Here is an 18937-nt window from a genome sequence, read left to right as displayed (position 1 = left end):
TAATGCAGCCTTTCACAAACGTGATGACATTCAGGAGGCCATCTCTTCATGTGGACATGAACTTGAATTCCTGCCACCTTACTCTCCTGATCTTAATCCGATTGAACATGAATGGGCGCAGGCAAAAGCTCTCAGAAAAAATATCGATGCTCGGTTGAGGAGCTTTTTCAGAACGATATAATATGATCATTTTATATCGCTACAGCTATATTATTTCGAGAACGGGCGATATTCAGACAGCACCTGATCAACAATCAACGGATTCGGCCCAACACCCTTTCCTGTTTTTCCTGCTGGAACGTGGACAGTATCAATTGCCCGACAGAGTCGGCAGCCCGGCGTGCAAACTGCTTCTGGGAAATACGTGATCGTCCATGTCTTTCCCAAGGAATGCGTGGACAAGAAACCTGCCCTGTTCGTCTTCCGCAAGGGCGAGCAGGTAGAGGCCAGGGGGATCGGTATTCTCTACCCAGAAAGGCAGGCAAAGGAATATCTGTGCCGCTGCAATTACCTCACCTATAAATCTGAAACCGAGAAATGAGGAGACCGGTAGCATCAATACCGCCCTCTGTCAAAGCGCACCTAATTGTCAGCAGATCTGCCAAAGCAAATGCCAGGGCACGAGGATGCCGCAGCGATGCCTGAGTGCTTGTCAGAGCCAATGCAATAAGCAGGGCAGCAGAAGATAAATCAGGAGAGTGAGAATGGGATGCTGTTGCTTTCTGACCAGCATCCCAAGCTGTTAGGTCTGCCTTAGCGAGCTGCTTGCTGCAACGCCACGGCTACTGCCACTGAAGCCCCGACCATCGGGTTGTTGCCCATGCCGATAAAGCCCATCATCTCGACATGCGCAGGTACAGAGGAGGAACCAGCGAACTGGGCATCGCAGTGCATCCGGCCCATTGTATCAGTCAGGCCGTAAGAGGCTGGGCCAGCAGCCATGTTATCCGGGTGCAAGGTGCGGCCAGTGCCACCACCAGAGGCTACAGAGAAGTATTTCCGGCCTAGCTCAACACATTCCTTCTTGTAGGTGCCTGCCACTGGATGCTGGAAACGGGTAGGGTTGGTCGAGTTACCCGTGATCGACACATCCACCTTTTCCAGATGATTGATGGCCACGCCTTCGCGCACGTCATCTGCACCATAGCAGCGAACCTTGGCCCGCTCGCCCTCGGAGAAGGCTTTCTCCAGCACGATATTCAGGGTGCTACCTAGATAGTCATACTGGGTCTTCACGTAGGTGAAGCCATTGACCCGCGAGATAATGTAAGCGGCATCCTTGCCTAAACCGTTGAGGATCACCCGCAATGGTTCTGTCCGCACCCGGTTAGCAGACTTAGCAATGCCAATCGCTCCTTCCGCAGCGGCAAAGGACTCATGCCCAGCAAGGAAGGCGAAGCATTTGGTCTCCTCACTGAGGAGACGCGCTGCCAGGTTGCCGTGACCAATGCCTACCTTACGGTTCTCTGCTACCGATCCGGGAATACAGAATGCCTGTAAGCCAATGCCCAAGGTTGAGGCGATCTCTACCGCCTTGGTCTGCTTCTTCTTCAGGGCGATAGCTGCTCCAGCGATGTAGGCCCAGCAGGCATTCTCAAAGCAGATTGGCTGCACCCCTTTGACTAGGGCATAGACATCTACGCCTGCATCTGCGCTGATCTGCTTGGCTTCGGCCAAGTCTTTGATTCCGTGCTCGGCCAGTACTGCATTGATCTTGTCGATTCTCCGCTCGTATCCTTCAAACAGTGCCATGATCTTACTCCTTCCGGGGATCAACAGTTTTAACCGCCTCGGCAAACCGTCCGTAGGTGCCAGTGGCTTTTGCCATTGCCTCTGTTGGGTCAACGCCCTTCTTGATTGCATCCAGCATTGGCCCGATCTTAAGGAACTTGTAGCCAATGATCTCGTCGTTCTTGTCTAAGCCCAGCTCCATAATGTAGCCCTCGGCCAGCTCCAAGTAGCGCGGCCCTTTCAGCCTGGTGCCGTAGGTGGTGCCAGTGACTGTGCGCAGCCCCTTGCCTAAGTCCTCCAGACCTGCACCAATAGGCAGACCACCCTCAGAGAAAGCAGATTGGCTACGACCGTAGCAGATCTGCTTGAAGAATTCCCGCATAGCCACGTTAATTGCATCACAGACCAGATCCGTGTTCAGGGCCTCCAAGATGGTCTTGCCCGGCAGGATCTCCGAGGCCATTGCGGCGGAATGGGTCATGCCCGTGCAGCCGACAGTCTCGATCAGGGCCTCCTCAATAATCCCGCCCTTGACGTTCAGGGTCAACTTACAGGCTCCTTGATGCGGTGCACACCAGCCAACAGCATGGCTCAGACCGTTGATCTCGCCAATCTGTCGCACTTGATTCCACTGCCCTTCCTGGGGGATAGGCGCAGGGCCGTGGTTCGTGCCCAGGGCAATGCAGTGCATCTCCTTTACTTCAGAAGAATAGTTCATGATGAGTCTCCTCAATGAAAAATAAATGGTAAGCTTTGCCCATCATACCAGTAGCGACTAGGAAACGCCACTGCATTCAGGAACTTCCTGTTTGTTCTCCCGTTCAGTTCGCACTTGGCTGCGGGGCTGGGTTGACTTTTTCCGCTGCTACAGCTAAGGTGTTTACTATCTGACCCGAACTGTTCGGGCAAACACGGGATTCCTCCCACTTCTTCTGCAACAACATCCGGCGACGAGGAGCAAGGCATGGCAAACGAGCGCGGCAAACTGTCCCCTTTGGAAATTCTCCACACCGGGCCGGTGGTGCCGGTGGTTGTGCTGCGCAATGCTGACCACGCTGTGTCGCTCGCCAAGGCACTGCTGGCAGGCGGCATCCGGGTAATGGAGATCACCTTGCGCAGCGGGGCTGCCGCCTTAGACGGCATCCGCCGGATCAGCGCAGAAGTACCGGAAATCATTGTCGGCGCAGGCACAGTGCTGACCTCGGACGACTTGCGGTCAGTGGCGCAAGTGGGCGGTCAGTTCGCCATCAGTCCTGGCTTGACTCCGTCCCTGTTCGCGGCTGCTCATGACGGACCGATTCCCTTAATCCCAGGCATCGCCACCGCCTCTGAGCTGATGCTCGCCCAGGAGCGCGGCTTCACTGAGCTAAAGTTCTTTCCAGCTGAGGCAGCAGGAGGCGTGCCGATGCTCAAGGCTTTGCATGGCCCCTTTCCTCGTGTCACCTTCTGTCCCACTGGCGGGATTTCCCAGGAGAACTGCAAGGAATACTTGACGCTCGCCAATGTAGCCTGCGTGGGTGGCTCCTGGCTTACGCCGCCAGAGTTGCTTGAAAAAGAAAACTGGGACGCTATTACCGAGTTGGCCGCAAAGGCAGCGGGGAGATAGCTGGGAGGAAATACAAAAACCGGGAAAGCTTTGCGGCTCCTCCCGGTTTGGAAACACATCTACGGCTGTATTTGGCAGTCTTCTTCAGGCTGCTTGCTTGCAATCCATGATGCTACCAAGACCAAGGCCTCTGGAAGCAGTAAATGTGGTAAAGATTGCTACAAGGACTTGTGCTTGGAGATGATGTTATCCATGTTCTATCCGTGGCCGTAATATTACCTGTATAAGCAGAAGAGATAGTACTTGCCCAATTAGAGCAGTGGGTACCGTTCCCGCCGCCAATGCCGTCAGCTGCTGTTCCGGTATAGGCTATTCCTGTCTGTAATTGACCGGTTTCGTCCATATTGACTGCTGCGTTTATAGAGCCACCGAAAAGTCCCCCATAAGTTAAAGAGACTATCGTCCTCCTGTCGACTAAGGTATATGGACCAACTGCTACATCGGCACGATCCCTGGCATTCGTTACGTTCGATGACAGCAATGCCCTAAATGTTCCAGAAAGTCCTGCTGCCTCTGCTAAGGATTGACACTTCGCATCCGCACCAGTAAATCCACCCAAATTGCCCTGATATGTTGCGGAACTCACGAATATCAAATATCCAGGGGTGGAACAGATCGGTGAGTTACCATTGAATCCAGTCACCACCTGTCCTGCGGGGCATGTCATGTCAGCAATATCTGGGCCAGTAGCACCAGTTACGCCTTTGGCACCTTCAGCACCAGTTAATCCAGTGGGGCCAGTAGCACCTCGCTCTCCTGTTACACCCTGAGCACCGGTTATTCCTTGAGCACCTGTAGTACCAGTTACGCCTCTGGCACCTTCAGTGCCAGTTAATCCAGTCGGGCCAGTAGCACCTCTCTCTCCTGTTACACCCTGAGTACCGGTTGCTCCCGTTGCGCCTTTGGCTCCAGTGGGGCCGGTTATTCCTTCAGCACCTGTAGTACCAGTTACGCCTCTGGCACCTTCAGCACCAGTTAATCCAGTGGGGCCAGTAGCACCTCTCTCTCCAGTTGCACCCTGAGCACCGGTTGCTCCCGTTGCGCCTTTGGCTCCAGTGGGGCCGGTTATTCCTTCAGCACCTGTAGTACCAGTTACGCCTCTGGCACCTTCAGCACCAGTTAATCCAGTCGGGCCAGTAGCACCTCTCTCTCCAGTTACACCCTGAGCACCGGTTGCTCCTTGAAGGCCAATATCCATCCGGGCCTTTATTACCATCCGGGCCAGTCTCGCCTATTGGGCCACGATCACCAGTTGTACCTTTGACTCCCTCAGCTCCTGTTGGCCCTTGCGGGCCAGTCGTTCCGTCAGGGCCTTTGTTCCCATCCGGGCCAGTTTCACCTATCGGGCCGCGATTACCAGTCGTTCCATGAGGACCTTTGTTGCCTGTTGGCCCTTGAATACCCGTTGGGCCTGTTAGTCCCTGTGTTCCCCGAAGACCAGTTGCACCTATTGGGCCACGCTCACCTGTTGCGCCTTTGGCTCCCTCAGCTCCAGTTTCTCCCTGAGGGCCAGTAGCTCCATCAGGGCCTCTATTGCCAGTTGGCCCTTGCGCACCAGTTGGGCCTGATGTTCCGCTTGTACCTGCGGCGGCGAGTAAATCCCAATAGGTTGCATTCGGCGGAGCAGTATCTTCTGATGAAGTATGATTCTTAATACAGAGATAACTACTGCCGCCATGCTGCACTCCATCGCCGGGCATATACTGTAGATTTACACTCCAGTCACCTGTCCAGTAAATTGATGATGCTAGAAGTTTCCATTTAGTCAGATCAGATGAAGGTGTATTCACTGAAATGTGCTTTACCTGGCAGACATAACTGTCTCCTCCATCAAAAACAACATCTCCTGGAAGATAATACTTAACCCCTGCCTTCCAGTCACCTCGCCAAAACATGGCTTTCCGAATAACTTTTACAACTGGCGAGGCTTTTTCAGGAGTTTCCTGTTCAGATACAGCAGAAACAGGGGCTGTGAGCATAAGTGAGGCAAGACATACAGCTGCTAAAATTTCCGTCCCGCTCAGTTTACCATTACGCTTCTTCATTTTTATACCTCTAATAATTAAACCCGTACCAATAATACATATTATTATGTCTTAGCATAAAAGGATGAAAATAACAATACAAAATAATCAGCCTTGTTTTAAACGTCCGCAACCTACTTGGATTCGTTTCTGGCTGAGTAAGAGAAGGTTCTTGCCGAGCAACAAAATATTCCTGCTCGGCCATAACTCTTTGTGGCTTAACCAGAACATTTTGTTGTCAAGCAAGAGAATGTTGCTGCTCGGCAGAAGAAGGTTGTTGTTTAGCAACAACTCTTTCTTAGCGAGCCACAACTCTTTGTTGTTTAGCCAGAACCTTTTGTGGCCAAGCAAGAGAAGGTTGTTGCTTGGCAGAAGAAGGTTGTTACCGAGCAAGAACTCTTTATTGCTCGGCAACAACTCTTTGGCAGGAAGGTGCGTGCGGTTGCAACTCAGCCAGCACCCTGGTCAATCCGCTCTTATCCGAGCAGAGCCAGCATGGTACGGGCTATAGACTCTGCATCTAAGCCTTGGAGCTTGTAGAGATCCGATGGTTTGCCTGAGCCACCGTATTGATGTACGCCCAAACGTTTCATCTTCGGGGCCAAACCGTGATCAAGCAACACGGTAGCCACTGATGCGCCGAGGCCAGTCTCTATATGGTGATCTTCAACCGTGACTATCGGCCCAATCTTGGCTGCGGCCAGGATGGCCTCCTTATCTAAAGGGATCAACGAGGCCATATTCAACACCCCAACGGATTTACCTGACTCTTGCTGGAGTAATTGCCAGGCTGCAAGGCAAGCAGGCGTGAGCGCACCATAGGTAATGAGGGTGGCATCGCTGCCTTGGCGCAACCAATCGGCTTTCCCAGGGGTGAACACGTAGTTGGCATCATAGAAAACGCTGCCGTCTTCCTTGGTAATGACTGGAGTCTTGGAGCGACCCATGCCGACGAAGTGATTACCGGCGTGAGTCGCCACATAACGGACTATTCGGTCTGTCTGATTGGGATCACAGGGCATGAATACCGAGAAACGGAAGCAGTTCTTCAGGAGGCCTAGGTAGTCAATGCACTGATGCGTCGGCCCATCCTCGCCTACATCCAAGCCGACGTGTGTCGCGACTATCTTGACGTTGGCATGGTTGAAGTCATTCAGTCGGTTCTGGTTATACACCTCAGACACGGCAAAGGAACCAAAGGTCGAGAAGAACGTAACCAGTCCTTCGCAACTCATAGCCCCGGCAGTTGCCGCTGCATGGTGTTCCTGGATGCCCAGCTCGAGATAACCCTGCGGCGACTGCTTGTGGAAGTCATCCATCTTCACTGAGCCTTCCAAATCACAGGAGATACCCACGATCAAGGGCGGTTCGCCTGCCTTGTTATTGGCTTGGGCGAGACCAAGCAGGGCTGTACCATAGGCAGAACGGCAGTCAGTGAGCTTATCAGCGGCATAAACTACCGGCTGACCGGCTTGCACCTGCGGATAATGCGTGCGCGGCGACATGATGGTGTGCGTGCTCACAGGCTGCTTGCGTCGCTCTTGCCATTGCGGGAAGTCATTCTCCACGCCCAGCTCTGCTAGGGCCTTAGCAAGATCATCAGGCGGCAAAGGAGAGCCATGATACTTGGCTTTATTCTCCATAAAGGAGATCCCTTTGCCCATGATGGTGCGGGCAATAATTACCGTCGGGATACCACTGATGTTTTGGTAGGCACTTCGCATGGCTTGGTAAAGGGCATTGTAGTCATGCCCGTCTTCCAGCTTGACTGTGTTGAAGCCCAAGCCGCCGTAGAGCTTCTGCATACATTGCGGCATGACTTCCTCGGTATTGCCGCAAATTTGCAGCTTGTTGCGATCAATCAGCACAGTGAGATTGTCGAGCTTATACTTGACCGCGTGCCGAATAGCCTCGGTGATCTGACCTTTCTGCTGTTCGCCATCACCCATCAAGCAGAACACCCTGTTGCTACTCTTCTTCAACTTAAAACTCTGCGCCATGCCCACAGCTGCGGACAAGCCCTGGCCCAGATTGCCGGTATCCCACTCCACACCCGGCACTATGGACTCGACATGACCGGGAAAGCCGGAACCAGTTCTCCTAAAACCAGAGAGAAAATCCGTTTCGTTGAAATAACCATACTCGGCTAACACGCTGTACATGCCTGGCGAAATGTGGCCAATGGAAGCAACCAAGCGGTCACGCTCTGCCATCCGGGGATGAAGCGGATTATGGTTGAGGATACTGTAGGCTACCAAGAGCATATCCAAGGAGGACAAGGATCCACCTGGGTGGCCAGAAGCAGCCAAGCTGGTGGAGAGCAAGATCCGCCGAGCGCAGCGGGTGCGCATGGCTTGCAGCTGGGTAACATCGGTGCTGCTCAGGGTAGTAGCGGTAAGGTCGAACTTCAGGGGCATAATTAGACTCCATCTGGGGGAATATAAATGGCCGGGCAGGATGTCTGCCCGGCCAAAATCTGGCTTGGTTCAGAGTACGCCGCAGTTTGCGAAGCGTACACACCGTTATAATGAGATTGGCGCGGAAAGACAACAGGAAAGAGTAGGGAGCGACAGGCCATCTCAACAGAATTGCCGAGAAAAAGAGCCTTTTTCGAGCTTCTGGCAAGTTTTTTGTTGGCTAGAAGACTGCTCCTCTGAAGCCGTCAAGGAGTTGTCCTTGGCAACAAAGGAGTTCTATTGGCTAGAAAAGGAGTTTCGCCGACCTGCTTGGCTGGAAAAACGAGCAGATCATCTTGAAAATCCAGCAGCAAAGATTTAAGATGAGGCTTCTCTTCTACACCGCTTCCTCTTCCTCCAACAGAGGCAACTTCCTGCCAAAGGGCAGCAGATGGCATTTTAACGCAAGCTACCAAAACTCGTCGCCTATCTGCCTGGAACCGTCGGTAGCAAGATAGAAGGTGCTGTTTCCTCCCCAAATGACCATTAGGAGTCATTATGAAACCCGGAAAACTAGCTGCCATCTTTGTCCTGCTTATGCTTATCATCGCCCTTGCCGGATACTTTAACAGCCCGTTTCATACAGGAGGTTTTAATCCTTTTGAAGGTGTTGTGGACGAGGTGGTTCAAAGGCTTTTTTCAGAAGACGATGTTATAACAACAAACACCCCTGACAAAGAAGCACCTCAAGGTGATGCTCTTATTATTGGAGGTGGATGTAGTAATTTTATTCTTGAAAATGATACAATTAAATGCGTCTCTACTACAGGTACAATAGACAACTAAGCGATATCAACTAGCCCTCCACTCCCACCTGCTCCGTTGCCCACGAAACCCGATAGTCAAAAAGAATGATTAACTTGCTGTTCCCTCCCCAATTTACCATCAGGAACCATCATGAAACACAGACAACTTGCCGCCCTCTTTGTCCTGCTCCTTGCCCTTGCTGGCTGCTCCAAGGAAACACCTCAAAAAACACCGGCGAAGGTCAGCACATCCTCTACGACTGAAGCGCAGAAGGCAACAATAACAAAAAACGAGGCAGAGAAAAAAGCGGCTCTACCTGCGCAAACAGCTCCTCCTGCGGCAACACAAGTGAACAAGGAAAAGGTAGCAGCTACAGGGAATAGCCCAGGCCAGAAGAAAACTAGCTTTGATCCCTTCAAAGGTATTATTGAAGGTGCCCACTCTAAAGAAGAAGCAATTCAAGGTGCTAATGTTGTTATAGGGCAGGAGAACCCAACGCAAGGAACGGAAATAGCCGGTGATGTGGAATTGAATATGACCGCCGGTTCTGTCCAAGCAGTTAATGTAGTCACCGCCATGAGTGCGGACGGTGACGAATCGATGCTGATCAGCCCGTCATCCCCACCTATGCCGTTGAATACGGAATCTTATAACCAGCTCAAGGAGAATAGCTTCCTCAGACCGACTGCAAACCCCTATTCAACCTTCTCCGTTGATGTGGACACCGCGTCTTATAGCAATGTACGGAGATTCATCAATGCAGGACAGATGCCGCCCGCAGGTGCAGTGCGCATAGAGGAGCTGATCAACTATTTCACCTACTCCTACCCGCAGCCTGTCTCAGAGCATCCCTTTTCTGTGACCACTGAACTCGGCCCTTGCCCCTGGGAAGACAGCCACAAACTGGTACGAATCGGTCTCAAGGCCAAAGACATTGATAAAAAGGAACTGCCACCTTCTAATCTGGTCTTTCTCATCGATGTATCCGGCTCAATGGCGGATCCTAACAAGTTACCCCTGCTTCAGCAGGGAATGAAATTGCTAGTGCGGCAGCTGAATGAGAAAGACCGGGTAGCTATGGTCGTGTATGCAGGCAATGAGCATGTCGTGCTGGAGCCAACTCCCGGTTCTGAACAGCAGAAAATCATCGAGGCCATCGATTCACTCGGTGCAGGCGGTTCAACGCACGCCTCTAGCGGCATCATCACCGCCTATCAGCTCGCTGAACAGGCCTTCATGCCTGGCGGCAACAATCGCATCATCCTGGCCTCTGATGGCGATTTCAATGTTGGCGTGACTAGCCCAGATGAACTGAAAAAAATGATTGAGGAAAAGAGAAAATCCGGGGTTTATCTGACTGTGCTCGGCTTTGGCATGGGTAATTATCACGATGACACGATGGAGGTTTTAGCCGACAAAGGTAACGGCAACTACGCCTACATCGACAACCTCCTAGAGGCCAAAAAGGTGATGGTCAAAGAGATGAGCGGCACCCTTTTCGCCTTGGCCAAGGATGTCAAGATTCAGGTGGAGTTTAACCCGACCAAGGTTGGCGCATATCGACTGATCGGCTACGAGAACCGCGCCTTAGCAGACGAGGATTTCAATGATGATAAGAAGGATGCTAAGAAGGATGCCGGCGAAATCGGCATTGGTCACACGGTTACAGCCTTGTATGAGCTGATTCCTATCGGAGCCATGCCTGCGGTGGATCCGCTTAAATATCAGAAAAAGGCAGAAAAACCTGACGAGAAGACAGGCAGTACGTATGCCAACGAGCTGATGACCGTTAAGCTGCGCTACAAACCCTTGCAGTCGGAGAAATCTGTTCTTTTGGACACCGTTGTGCAAGATCGCGATGTGCTTCTGAACAACACCAGCGAGGATTTCCGCTTTGCCGCTGCCGTAGCAGGGTATGGGATGCTGCTCATCGGCACTGAGCAGAAAGGCACCTTGAATTGGCCGCAAGTACTAACCCTAGCCAAGGGTGCCAAAGGCCAAGATGAGGAAGGTTATCGAGCCGAGTTCATCCGTTTAGTCGAGGCCACCGAGCTGCTGGCCAAGTAGCATTTGCTGTCCGAAAAATTTATTCCGGCCCAGCACTTCTCTTTGCTGGGCCATCTTTTCTCAGGGATTCTTTTGGCAGATTTATTTTTGCCTTGCGAAGGTTCCTACTGTGTGGTATTTTAGGCTTTCCGTTCGCCGCTCCAATCAGTTCCCGTCAGACTTCTGCTTGCCCAACAGCGAGGCACCGTCCTGATGAACAGCAACAATTATTTGAATCCGCAGATTATGACCTCAGAAGAATTTACCCTATATCGCAAGAAACTCGACAAGACCCAGAAATCCCTCTCTAAGTTGCTCGGCGTATCCCTGAAGGCCGTGCAAAGCTATGAGCAGGGGTGGCGGGCCGTGCCGCTGCATATTGAACGGAAACTGCTTTTTCTGGTGGTCAACCAGCGTCGCGATGAATCGTCAAAACGCAAAGAATGCTGGACACTGAAGAAGTGCAACTGCAAAAAAGAGTGCCCGGCGTGGGAATTTCAGGCTGGACACCTTTGCTGGTTTCTCAATGGCACCTTATGCGAATGCACGTCAGGTCAGGAAGGCAAGGACAAGATGGAAATCTGCCGCAGTTGCGAGGTACTGACCTCCCTGCTGTAAACTCTCCTATGACTGCTACGGGGCAATCTTGCCCCATCCGCTCTCATGCTTTCCCAATCAGTTGCATGAAAAGTCTGCTCATCGCAACATTGCGATATCCAACTCTGCGGCTTTTTAACTTGCTGTTGCCTTTATACAAATAATATATTCTTGTTTCACATATAAAAATATATTGATTTTTTTTTTGGGGGGGGGGTAAATTTATATTGTACATTATACTTTTAATCTCACATTCAAGAGGGTTATTATGAGTATCTTTGATAGAGTTGTTGATAGAGTTGCAGATGCAATTGAAGATGTTGCGGCTAGAGCTCGTGTTCCTGCAAGCATAGATTTTCGGAACGAAACAAACAGTTCGATTATAGTTGTAATGGACAGCGATCGTGAAAGTCATACAATCGCTCCACATGGCCAAGCAACTTTTGGTCAAGCTAATGTCGCTGATGCGCCGACATTCTATGTCAAAAATGAATCTGGAGTTGTTATATATTCCAGGAGAGTTGGTCCAATTGGCGCGAAAGGCTCCTATGGATGGAACGGATCAACTTTTTAAGTAGAAAAATCTAAAATCCAGCAAGCAGTATGTGATACTTGCTGGATTTTTTATAGCTTCAATGTTTTTATTCCCCGATAATTTGTAGGAATTCCTGCTCATCGAGCACGCGAATGCCCAGTTCAGCGGCTTTTTGCAGCTTGCTGCCAGCTTTTTCTCCGGCAACCAAGTGTGTTACCTTTTTGCTGAGGCTGCTCACCGCCTCGCCACCGAGTTGTTTGACGCGCTGTTCCGCCTCAGCTCTGGTCAGATGGCTGAGAGTGCCGGTGAAAAGAAAAACCAGGCCACTCAACTGGCCGCTGACCGCTGTTTTTTTCAGTCCACTGTGGATTGTCAGGCCCAAATCGAGCAAGCGAGCAAGCAGTTCGCGGTTTTCCTGGGCAGCAAAATAGTCGCATAAGCTGCTGGCGGTCTGCTCGCCGATGCCATGTACAGTCAGCAAGTGTTCTGGCGTGGTTTGCAGCAGTTGGTTAAGATCAACAAAATGCTCTGCCAGCAACTCGGCGGTGGTTTTCCCGATATGCCGGATGCCCAGCGCGGCCAGCAACCGTGCTAACGAGGTCTGCTTCGCTTTTTCTATGGCCTGAAGCAGTTTTTCCGCTGATTTTTCGCCCCAGCCCTCCAAGGCGGCAAGCTGTTCCTTGGGCAAAGCGAAGAGGTCGGGGATATCTTTGATCAGCCCGGCCTCAACAAGTTTTTCAACATTCTTCAGGCCAAGTCCATCGATATCTAACCCGGATTTTCCGGCAAACCAGATGATGCGCTGGAGCTTTTGCGCCGGGCAATGGAGATTGCCACAGCGCGTTACCGCCTCGCCTTCCGGTCGATGCAGAGCTTGTTCGCAGATCGGGCACTGCTGCGGAAAGACAACTGCTTGCTCCTGGCCGCTGCGTCGCTCAAGCAGCGGCTTAACCACCTCTGGAATAACATCTCCGGCCCGCCGCACCAATACGGTGTCGCCGATCATCAAACCTTTGCGGCTGATTTCTTCTTGATTGTGCAGCGTTGCCCGGCGCACCACGGTTCCATCAATATGCACCGGCTCCAAGATCGCCACTGGCGTGATCGCCCCGGTGCGCCCGACTTGGTACTCAATGCCAATGATCACCGCCTCGGCTTCGGCTGCGGCAAACTTCCACGCCACTGCCCAACGCGGCGCGCGGGCCGTGTTGCCCAGCTGTTCCTGGAGGTTGAACTCATTGACCTTGACCACCATCCCGTCAATCGCGTAGTCCAGTTCGTGCCGCAGCTGCTGGAGCCGCAGATAATGCGCCTTAATCTCGGCCAGATTGTGGCAAATTTTCACTAAGGGATTGACGGGCAGGTGCATCTGTTCCAACCAGACAAACAGCTCTGCCATATTCTGGCAAGGCACGCTCCTCAGATCGGCGATACCGTAGATACAGCAGCTCAGAGGTCGGGCCGCAGTGATTTTTGAGTCCAGCTGACGCAGTGAACCTGCGGCAGCATTGCGTGGATTGGCAAAAAGCTGCTGGCCTTGCTCGGTGCGCTGGCGGTTGAGTTCGGCAAAATCGCCCCGAGGCAGGAAAACCTCGCCGCGCACTGCCAACCGCTCAGGAGCGGCTGCGTCCAGACAGAGCGGAATGTTCCGCACAGTGCGCAAATTGGCGGTAATATTCTCGCCAACCAGGCCATTGCCCCTGGTTGAGCCTTCAATCAGCAGGCCATGTTCGTAGATCAGCTCCACGGCCAGGCCATCAATCTTGGGTTCAGCTGTCCAGGTCAGTTGAGCCGAGGAATTCAGCCTTCGCTGGACTTTTTCGGCAAAAGCATCTAATTCTTCCGCAGCGAAAACGTTGTCCAAACTGAGCATGGGCAGGTTATGCACCGCCTCAGCAAAGGCAGACAGCGGTTCACCTCCCACCCGTTGGCTGGGCGAGTCCGGCGTAATCAGCTCTGGGAACTGCGCCTCCAAGTCCAGCAGCTCGCGGAAAAGCCGGTCATACTCGGTATCGCTGATCTCTGGATTATCCAGGACATAATAGCGGTGCGCATGATATTGGAGCTGCTTTCGCAGCTCTGCAAAACGGTTTTCAGCCTGCTGTCGGTCCATTTAAGTCTGTTGATCCAGCAATTCACCGCCCGAAGCGATGTTTTCTCGCTGTACCTCGTCAATGAAGATAAGAATCGACGACTCTGGCTTGCCGGTTTCCTGGGCAATCACCTCCGTCACTCCTTTCGCGATGCGTTTCTTCTGCTTCCTGGTCAGTGTCCCGGCGACACGAATGTTGACATAGGGCATATTCAGCCTCCTTTTTTGCTTGGTGAAAAAGCACCTCTGCGCCCACTGCTTTATTTTTTCATCTTACAGGATTTCCCGGTAAAATCGAAGGGCATTTTCTGGCTTGCCCTCCTGTGCTGCCTGTTTTCACTCCTTTGCAAGTCGGTCAAACTCCTTTCTTGCCGACTAGCAAAGGAGTTTGACCGACTAAAATTCCTTTGCGGCTAACCAGGAAAGGAGTTTGGCTAAACAGAACTCCTTTCTGGCCGACTAAAACTCCTTTCTTAGTCAGCCAAACTCCTCTTCTGCCGACTTGCCAAGGAGTTTGGCCAAGCCGAACTCCTTTGTTGCCGACTAGAACTCCTTTGCTACTCGGCAAGACTCCTTTACTGCCGAGCCAAACTCGGCCCAAAAGGAGCGGTACTCCGCATTCTGTGCTTGCGTCTTCATCCCAGTCAGGTATCTTTGCTGCGCTGCCAACGGGATTTTCCTTGATCACCAACCACAAAGCAAATGCCCCTTGTTTCCGCCTGCATCGGCCTTGGCTCCAATCTTGGCCAACCCCGCAGCCTGCTCTTGGCTGCCTGGCAATTTTTAGCCCAACACCCGGCCATTGTGCCGCAGCAGCTTTCCTCCCCGTATTGCACCAAACCAGTGGGAATGAACAGCCTGCATTGGTTTATCAATGCCGCTGGCTTGCTGCGCACCTCGCTGGCACCAGAGGCCTTGCTGGATGTCTTGCTGGCAACGGAGCAGCGATTCGGCAGAGTCCGCTTTCCAGAGCAAGCTGGCTATCACGACAGAACCCTTGACCTTGATTTGCTGCTGATTGAGGGGCAAATACTGCGGACTGAGCGGCTGATACTGCCGCATCCAGCCTTGCATGAGCGCTTGTTCGTGCTTGCGCCGCTCGCGGAAATCGCTCCACAGCTTTGCCATCCAGTGCTCAACAAAAGCATTGCCGAACTGCTGGCTGAATCAGTCGCCAAGACGGAAATAGGGGATGTGAAAAAGGTGCAGTGGGAGGAAAACGAGGAGGAAATCAGCTAATGCGCTGAGGCTAGGCTCTGGGTTAGTGCGGGCGGCCTGCTCTCTCTTTGCCCAAGGCTCCTTTCAGGCAGCGCATCTGTTCGCTGGTTCGGCGCAGGGCGTTGATGCCTTGAGCACTTTGCCGTACCGCTCGCAGAAGAAGCGCACGCATTCCGGGGCAACATCTATTGTCTGGCCATCGTCTGCGCCAGTTTCAGGATTGGGCCAGATCAGGGCGTATTCTCCACGCACAACACGGAATCGCTCCGCATCTTTTAACAGATCAAACACGCCGCCGGGATTCTCCTCCACCAGCAAGGGATAAAAATCCAGTTCGTAAATCGAAACATCCAGATCGTCTTCAAACCACAGGCGCAATGTGTGGTCGGCCACATATTCAGCCTTCAGCAATCCTTTCTCGTGCCGGTCATCCCAATACGGGGCGTTGTCTGCCAACGTCTGCCATTCCTGCCATTTCATTTCTGTTTATCCTACAATTGAAACAGGACGATTGTTGCGGGCATTGTCCCATTGTTCAAGCAGCTCGGTCTCGTGCGCTTCAACCCATGTTTCCACCAGCCGCTTCAAGACTGGTTGCAGATCCCGGCCCGGCTGCATCCAGTTCCTGGTTATGATTTCAATCCGATAGCTTCGTACATCACCTTGGTGTTTAACATGGACATGCGGCGGGGCATGATCCGCATAATTCATCAGGATAACCAAGGCACCTCTCTTGAAAGGATGTGAAACTGGCGGCATAAAAATCTACTCTCCTTTCACTGCACGTCATACTGCTGCCGCCGATACTGCACCGCCTCAGCCAGATGGCTTGAGTTGATCTGCTCGGCTTCAGCCAGATCAGCAATGGTGCGGGCGATTTTGATGATGCGATGATAGGCCCGCGCCGACAGTCCGAGCCGCTCAATCGCTTTGTTGAGGAGCTGCTGGCCAGCGGTGTCTAACGGGCAAAAGACTTCAAGCTGACGCGGGGTCATGCGGGCGTTGCAGGTAATCGTCCGGCTTTGGACAAAACGCTGTTGCTGGACGCGCCTGGCCCGATTAACCCGCTCGCGGATCTTTTGTGAGGACTCGCCCTGCTGCCGGGAGCTGATTTCCTGCACCTGCACGGGCGGTACTTCAACGTGCATGTCGATCCGATCCAGCAAAGGGCCAGAGAGCTGGCTGCGATACCGCTGCACCTGCTTGGGTGAGCAGGTGCATTCTTTCACTTTGTCGCCGTGAAAGCCGCAAGGGCAGGGATTCATGGCTGCAACCAGCATCAAATCCGCTGGAAAGCGGAAACTAGCCGCTGCCCGGGCAATGGTGACGATGCCATCTTCCAAAGGCTGGCGCATCACTTCGAGGACATGCTTGTGGAATTCAGGCAGTTCGTCCAGAAAGAGCACGCCATTGTGGGCCAGCGAGACCTCACCGGGCCGAGGTATCTGGCCACCGCCGATCAGTCCCGCATCAGAGATGGTATGGTGGGGCGCACGGAAAGGTCGCGTCACCAAAAGGGGTAAACCTTCGGGCAACAGACCAACCGTGGAATAGACCTTGGTGCTGGCCAGGGCCTCGCTCAAGCATAGGTCTGGCAAAATGGTGGGCAGTCGCCGGGCCATCATGGTTTTGCCTGTGCCAGGCACGCCGCAGAGCAACAGATTGTGGCCACCTGCGGCAGCTACCTCAAAAGCCCGCTTTACATGCTCTTGGCCGCGCACTTCCGCGAAATCCACCGGGTACTCACTGCGCCTACCAAAGAGGGCCTCAAGGTCGGTGAAAGAAGGCTGGATTTCCAGCTCGCCCTGGAGGTATTGCACGGCCTGCCGCAGGTTCTGCACCGCGATGATCTCGATGCCTTGGACTACTGCGGCCTCGTGGGCGTTCTCCGCAGGAACTAAGAAGCGGCGGATCTGGTTGGCCTTGGCCTCCAAAACCATGGGCAAGACCCCGCGCACCGGGCGGACTGCTCCATCAAGGGATAACTCGCCGACCAGAACGGTTTCCGCTAAGTCTGGGCAGTCCAGAACGCCCGAAGCAGCCAGAATACCCACGGCTATGGGCAGATCATAGCCAGAGCCTTCTTTTTTTATGGTGGCTGGCGCGAGATTAACCGTGATCCGACGCGGGGGAAACTCGTAGCCAGAGTTTTTGATCGCTGCCCGCACCCGCTCTTTGGCCTCGCGCACCGCTCCTTCTGCCAAGCCAACCGTCGAGAAGAAGGGCAAACCGAAAGCTAAGTCCACTTCAACGCGGACAAGCAAGCCATCTACGCCCATTACCCCGCTGCTGAGAGTTGTGGAGAGCATCTTGTTTTTTCAACAGGAGTTATCGCCTGTTTGTAGGTCATCAATAATCCTAGCGACCGTCTTTAAAAGCAGCTTTTGTTGGCAGCATAACGCGCAAGGCTTCTAGCTGTCAACAGGCAAAGCCCTTACTTAATCCAGCCGCTTCTTAAACCGTAACGAGGCCACAGTTAAGCCGAAGACGATAAAGAAGGCTAAGAAGGCTATGTCATAGGGCATATTGAGGAGCTGGACATCGCGCAGCACCACGCCCCGGATCAGGCGGATGAAATGGGTGGCTGGCAGGATTTCCGCGATGCGCTGGGCAGGAACCGGCATTCCCTCGTAAGGGAACATGAAACCGGAGAGGAGGATGGACGGTAGCAGGACGAAGATGGTCATCTGCATGGATTGCAGCTGGTTCTTGGCAATGGTGGAGATGACCAGCCCCAGCGTCAGGCTGGCGGCAATGAAGAGCAGGGTCGCCCAGGCCAGCTGAATCAGGCTGCCGTTAATCGGCACTTTGAAGATCAGATGACCGAGGCCGAGGATGATCGTCACCTGCACGCCGCCGATGAACATATACGGGACAATCTTGCCGAGCATCAATTCAATCGGGCGCACCGGCGTGGTGATCAGCATCTCCATGTTACCCCGTTCGCTCTCTCGGACAATCGCCGCTGAGGTGAACATGATCATGGTCATGGTAAGGATGACCGCGACTATACCCGGCACCGTGTTGACTGCCGTGCGCTGCTCCGGGTTGTAGAGCAAGGTCACTTCAAAGGTCGGGGGATTGGAGCGGGCTGGAATGCGCAGCAGCTCGGCCAGCGGCATGTTGCGCAGGCTCTTGACCGCACCGGCAATCACCGGATCCGCGCCATCAACCAGCCATTGCGCCAATGGACGACTGCTCTTTCTGTCAGCGGAGGGCAGTCCGGCAGACGGATGCCGAACCAGCCGCTCGGCAATATCCGCCGGAATGACCAGTGCCGCCCGCACCTCTCCGCTGGCAATGGCCGCTTCCGCCTGCCGCACATCCGCATAACGGGCGGTGAAGGCAAGCACTTGCGTGGCCGCGACCGTCTGCGCCAGCTGGCGGCTGAGACTGCTGCGGCTCTGATCCACCAACCCAGCTGGGATGTGGCGGATATTGGTGTTGATCGCATAGCCGAACAGCATGAGCTGGATGAAGGGAATCATCACCACCATGCCAAAGGTCATGCGGTCGCGCCGGAGCTGGCGCAGCTCTTTGGTGATGACGGCGTAAATGCGCAGGAGGGATTTCACATGGGTTTACCGGGAAGGCTTAATGCGAAGACTTGCCCTTCATCAAAATGACAACGAATAGCATCCCGCACATTGGTTCGCAGTTCTTCCCACGTGTCAGCCTGAGTGACGATGGAACAGCCAAGGGCGCGGGCGATAAATCCGCCTTCGCTCTCGTCCTCGCGGATTTCAAAGATGATCTCAAGTTCCATCCTGCCGAATTGATATGAGTTACGCAGTTGCATAAAGATTGATTGGGTCAAGCGTATAAATCGGCTGCGTCAAATAGGCTCTGACAGCATCGCGGACAATGGAAATTTTTGCCTTGAAC

23 protein-coding genes are annotated in these 18937 nt (G+C 53.2%); 9 read left to right on the top strand and 14 right to left on the bottom strand.

Going from position 1 to position 18937, the window contains the following annotated elements:
- Together ACNKIB_RS14955 and ACNKIB_RS14950 are read left to right on the top strand one after the other, a co-directional pair.
- On the top strand, positions 1 to 181 hold a 181-nt coding region (locus ACNKIB_RS14955), incomplete at its 5' end, for a transposase (protein WP_417911373.1).
- Positions 182 to 340: 159 nt separating this feature from the next.
- The gene (locus tag ACNKIB_RS14950) at positions 341 to 541 is read left to right on the top strand and encodes a hypothetical protein (protein WP_417911372.1); all 201 of its coding nucleotides are present in this window, start codon (positions 341 to 343) and stop codon (positions 539 to 541) included.
- Between the two features lie 212 nt (positions 542 to 753).
- Here ACNKIB_RS14950 and ACNKIB_RS14945 read toward each other — a convergent pair whose 3' ends face one another.
- Both ACNKIB_RS14945 and ACNKIB_RS14940 read right to left on the bottom strand, forming a co-directional pair.
- A complete protein-coding gene (locus ACNKIB_RS14945) occupies positions 754 to 1752 on the bottom strand; it encodes a GGGtGRT protein (protein ID WP_417911371.1) in 999 nt (332 codons plus the stop codon).
- 4 nt (positions 1753 to 1756) lie between these two features.
- The gene (locus tag ACNKIB_RS14940) at positions 1757 to 2449 is read right to left on the bottom strand and encodes an iron-sulfur cluster assembly scaffold protein (RefSeq protein ID WP_417911370.1); all 693 of its coding nucleotides are present in this window, start codon (positions 2447 to 2449) and stop codon (positions 1757 to 1759) included.
- A gap of 246 nt (positions 2450 to 2695) precedes the next feature.
- Here ACNKIB_RS14940 and ACNKIB_RS14935 point away from each other — a divergent pair, with 246 nt between their 5' ends.
- Positions 2696 to 3337, top strand: a complete 642-nt coding sequence (locus tag ACNKIB_RS14935; protein ID WP_417911369.1) for a bifunctional 4-hydroxy-2-oxoglutarate aldolase/2-dehydro-3-deoxy-phosphogluconate aldolase — start codon at positions 2696 to 2698, stop codon at positions 3335 to 3337.
- A gap of 112 nt (positions 3338 to 3449) precedes the next feature.
- On the opposite strand, the gene ACNKIB_RS14930 is transcribed toward ACNKIB_RS14935, so the two are convergent.
- From ACNKIB_RS14930 to ACNKIB_RS14915, 4 genes are all read right to left on the bottom strand, one after another.
- The gene (locus ACNKIB_RS14930) at positions 3450 to 4553 is read right to left on the bottom strand and encodes a DUF1554 domain-containing protein (protein WP_417911368.1); all 1104 of its coding nucleotides are present in this window, start codon (positions 4551 to 4553) and stop codon (positions 3450 to 3452) included.
- A gap of 231 nt (positions 4554 to 4784) precedes the next feature.
- Positions 4785 to 5015 carry a hypothetical protein gene (locus tag ACNKIB_RS14925; RefSeq protein ID WP_417911367.1) on the bottom strand — a complete coding sequence of 77 codons (231 nt, stop codon included), beginning with the start codon at positions 5013 to 5015 and terminating at the stop codon, positions 4785 to 4787.
- Positions 5016 to 5469: 454 nt separating this feature from the next.
- On the bottom strand, positions 5470 to 5775 hold the full coding sequence (locus ACNKIB_RS14920) for a hypothetical protein (RefSeq protein WP_417911366.1): 306 nt from the start codon (positions 5773 to 5775) through the stop codon (positions 5470 to 5472).
- 62 nt (positions 5776 to 5837) lie between these two features.
- Entirely contained in the window at positions 5838 to 7778 is a 1941-nt protein-coding gene (locus ACNKIB_RS14915; protein ID WP_417911365.1) for a transketolase, read from the bottom strand.
- 537 nt (positions 7779 to 8315) lie between these two features.
- Here ACNKIB_RS14915 and ACNKIB_RS14910 point away from each other — a divergent pair.
- The 4 genes from ACNKIB_RS14910 to ACNKIB_RS14895 all read left to right on the top strand — a co-directional run bounded on the left by ACNKIB_RS14910 (position 8316) and on the right by ACNKIB_RS14895 (position 11781).
- Positions 8316 to 8603, top strand: a complete 288-nt coding sequence (locus ACNKIB_RS14910) for a hypothetical protein (RefSeq protein WP_417911364.1) — start codon at positions 8316 to 8318, stop codon at positions 8601 to 8603.
- A gap of 111 nt (positions 8604 to 8714) precedes the next feature.
- Positions 8715 to 10631 carry a vWA domain-containing protein gene (locus ACNKIB_RS14905; protein WP_417911363.1) on the top strand — a complete coding sequence of 639 codons (1917 nt, stop codon included), beginning with the start codon at positions 8715 to 8717 and terminating at the stop codon, positions 10629 to 10631.
- A 192-nt stretch (positions 10632 to 10823) separates the two neighbouring features.
- Positions 10824 to 11228 (top strand): helix-turn-helix domain-containing protein, encoded by a 405-nt coding sequence (locus tag ACNKIB_RS14900; RefSeq protein ID WP_417911362.1) that lies wholly within the window; start codon positions 10824 to 10826, stop codon positions 11226 to 11228.
- A gap of 247 nt (positions 11229 to 11475) precedes the next feature.
- A complete protein-coding gene (locus tag ACNKIB_RS14895) occupies positions 11476 to 11781 on the top strand; it encodes a hypothetical protein (protein WP_417911361.1) in 306 nt (101 codons plus the stop codon).
- A 67-nt stretch (positions 11782 to 11848) separates the two neighbouring features.
- On the opposite strand, the gene ligA is transcribed toward ACNKIB_RS14895, so the two are convergent.
- A complete protein-coding gene (ligA, locus tag ACNKIB_RS14890) occupies positions 11849 to 13855 on the bottom strand; it encodes an NAD-dependent DNA ligase LigA (protein ID WP_417911360.1) in 2007 nt (668 codons plus the stop codon).
- Complete coding sequence (locus ACNKIB_RS14885; RefSeq protein ID WP_417911359.1) at positions 13856 to 14044, bottom strand: tautomerase family protein; 189 nt, start codon at positions 14042 to 14044, stop codon at positions 13856 to 13858.
- 15 nt (positions 14045 to 14059) lie between these two features.
- On the opposite strand from ACNKIB_RS14885, the gene ACNKIB_RS14880 reads away from it, so the two are divergent.
- Complete coding sequence (locus ACNKIB_RS14880) at positions 14060 to 14251, top strand: hypothetical protein (RefSeq protein WP_417911358.1); 192 nt, start codon at positions 14060 to 14062, stop codon at positions 14249 to 14251.
- Between the two features lie 126 nt (positions 14252 to 14377).
- Here the strand turns inward: ACNKIB_RS14880 and ACNKIB_RS14875 are convergent, their stop codons facing one another.
- Positions 14378 to 14503: a hypothetical protein gene (locus ACNKIB_RS14875; protein WP_417911357.1), complete on the bottom strand. Its 126-nt coding sequence runs from the start codon at positions 14501 to 14503 to the stop codon at positions 14378 to 14380.
- A 33-nt stretch (positions 14504 to 14536) separates the two neighbouring features.
- Here ACNKIB_RS14875 and folK point away from each other — a divergent pair, with 33 nt between their 5' ends.
- Positions 14537 to 15073, top strand: coding sequence for a 2-amino-4-hydroxy-6-hydroxymethyldihydropteridine diphosphokinase (folK, locus tag ACNKIB_RS14870; RefSeq protein WP_417911356.1), 537 nt, complete (start codon positions 14537 to 14539; stop codon positions 15071 to 15073).
- A 63-nt stretch (positions 15074 to 15136) separates the two neighbouring features.
- Here folK and ACNKIB_RS14865 read toward each other — a convergent pair whose 3' ends face one another.
- The 5 genes from ACNKIB_RS14865 to ACNKIB_RS14845 form a co-directional block, all read right to left on the bottom strand.
- Positions 15137 to 15532, bottom strand: coding sequence for a hypothetical protein (locus ACNKIB_RS14865; protein ID WP_417911355.1), 396 nt, complete (start codon positions 15530 to 15532; stop codon positions 15137 to 15139).
- Between the two features lie 6 nt (positions 15533 to 15538).
- Positions 15539 to 15811, bottom strand: a complete 273-nt coding sequence (locus ACNKIB_RS14860; RefSeq protein ID WP_417911354.1) for a DUF4160 domain-containing protein — start codon at positions 15809 to 15811, stop codon at positions 15539 to 15541.
- A gap of 17 nt (positions 15812 to 15828) precedes the next feature.
- Complete coding sequence (locus ACNKIB_RS14855; RefSeq protein ID WP_417911353.1) at positions 15829 to 17361, bottom strand: YifB family Mg chelatase-like AAA ATPase; 1533 nt, start codon at positions 17359 to 17361, stop codon at positions 15829 to 15831.
- A 129-nt stretch (positions 17362 to 17490) separates the two neighbouring features.
- Complete coding sequence (locus ACNKIB_RS14850) at positions 17491 to 18627, bottom strand: ABC transporter permease (RefSeq protein ID WP_417911352.1); 1137 nt, start codon at positions 18625 to 18627, stop codon at positions 17491 to 17493.
- Positions 18624 to 18818, bottom strand: a complete 195-nt coding sequence (locus tag ACNKIB_RS14845; RefSeq protein ID WP_417911351.1) for a type II toxin-antitoxin system HicB family antitoxin — start codon at positions 18816 to 18818, stop codon at positions 18624 to 18626. The genes ACNKIB_RS14850 and ACNKIB_RS14845 overlap by 4 nt, the downstream gene beginning before the upstream one ends.
- Positions 18819 to 18937: the final 119 nt, after the last annotated feature.

It is taken from the genome of Candidatus Electronema sp. PJ (assembly GCF_048287395.1).
GTDB lineage: Bacteria > Desulfobacterota > Desulfobulbia > Desulfobulbales > Desulfobulbaceae > Electronema.
This window is presented reverse-complemented; position numbering and strand designations above follow the sequence as displayed.

Excerpts from the sequence above, each read along its gene's own strand:
- ACNKIB_RS14930 (WP_417911368.1), bottom strand. The coding sequence starts at position 4,553 with ATGGTAATAAAGGCCCGGATGGATATTGGCCTTCAAGGAGCAACCGGT.
- ACNKIB_RS14885 (WP_417911359.1), bottom strand. The coding sequence starts at position 14,044 with ATGCCCTATGTCAACATTCGTGTCGCCGGGACACTGACCAGGAAGCAG.
- ACNKIB_RS14865 (WP_417911355.1), bottom strand. The coding sequence starts at position 15,532 with ATGAAATGGCAGGAATGGCAGACGTTGGCAGACAACGCCCCGTATTGG.
- ACNKIB_RS14855 (WP_417911353.1), bottom strand. The coding sequence starts at position 17,361 with ATGCTCTCCACAACTCTCAGCAGCGGGGTAATGGGCGTAGATGGCTTG.
- ACNKIB_RS14935 (WP_417911369.1), top strand. The coding sequence starts at position 2,696 with ATGGCAAACGAGCGCGGCAAACTGTCCCCTTTGGAAATTCTCCACACC.
- ACNKIB_RS14900 (WP_417911362.1), top strand. The coding sequence starts at position 10,824 with ATGAACAGCAACAATTATTTGAATCCGCAGATTATGACCTCAGAAGAA.
- ACNKIB_RS14940 (WP_417911370.1), bottom strand. The coding sequence starts at position 2,449 with ATGAACTATTCTTCTGAAGTAAAGGAGATGCACTGCATTGCCCTGGGC.
- ACNKIB_RS14845 (WP_417911351.1), bottom strand. The coding sequence starts at position 18,818 with ATGGAACTTGAGATCATCTTTGAAATCCGCGAGGACGAGAGCGAAGGC.
- ACNKIB_RS14925 (WP_417911367.1), bottom strand. The coding sequence starts at position 5,015 with ATGGCGGCAGTAGTTATCTCTGTATTAAGAATCATACTTCATCAGAAG.
- ligA (WP_417911360.1), bottom strand. The coding sequence starts at position 13,855 with ATGGACCGACAGCAGGCTGAAAACCGTTTTGCAGAGCTGCGAAAGCAG.
- folK (WP_417911356.1), top strand. The coding sequence starts at position 14,537 with ATGCCCCTTGTTTCCGCCTGCATCGGCCTTGGCTCCAATCTTGGCCAA.
- ACNKIB_RS14895 (WP_417911361.1), top strand. The coding sequence starts at position 11,476 with ATGAGTATCTTTGATAGAGTTGTTGATAGAGTTGCAGATGCAATTGAA.
- ACNKIB_RS14905 (WP_417911363.1), top strand. The coding sequence starts at position 8,715 with ATGAAACACAGACAACTTGCCGCCCTCTTTGTCCTGCTCCTTGCCCTT.
- ACNKIB_RS14910 (WP_417911364.1), top strand. The coding sequence starts at position 8,316 with ATGAAACCCGGAAAACTAGCTGCCATCTTTGTCCTGCTTATGCTTATC.
- ACNKIB_RS14945 (WP_417911371.1), bottom strand. The coding sequence starts at position 1,752 with ATGGCACTGTTTGAAGGATACGAGCGGAGAATCGACAAGATCAATGCA.
- ACNKIB_RS14915 (WP_417911365.1), bottom strand. The coding sequence starts at position 7,778 with ATGCCCCTGAAGTTCGACCTTACCGCTACTACCCTGAGCAGCACCGAT.
- ACNKIB_RS14860 (WP_417911354.1), bottom strand. The coding sequence starts at position 15,811 with ATGCCGCCAGTTTCACATCCTTTCAAGAGAGGTGCCTTGGTTATCCTG.